The following is a 284-nucleotide window of genomic DNA, read 5'->3' on the forward strand; positions in this document are numbered from 1 at the left end:
CCGCGCCACCATGAGCAGGAAGAAGAGAATCTGAGTACCTCACGCCGTCGCCCGCGACGCGACCAGTACGACGACCACGACGAGCTCGAACAGCGTGACGACGACCCCACGCCGCGTTCCAGCACCTTCGAGCACCACGTCGACGCATGGGGTCTTGTACTTATCGGCCTCGCGGCCGTCATCGGCGGCTCAGTGTGGTTCGATGTTGCAGGCCCGGTCGGGGACTTGATCTCCACCGGCACCCATTGGTTGATCGGTGCGGGTGCGCTGATCCTGCCGGTCGT

The 284-nt window shown here is 64.8% G+C and carries 1 protein-coding gene; it reads left to right on the forward strand.

The genetic code is table 11. From position 1 onward, the window contains the following. A partial coding sequence (locus QP140_RS09935) for a hypothetical protein (protein WP_284759492.1) occupies nt 1-284 on the forward strand: 284 nt, incomplete at both ends.

Origin of the sequence: Corynebacterium sp. UMB9976 (assembly GCF_030212265.1) — a bacterium.
GTDB lineage: Bacteria > Actinomycetota > Actinomycetes > Mycobacteriales > Mycobacteriaceae > Corynebacterium.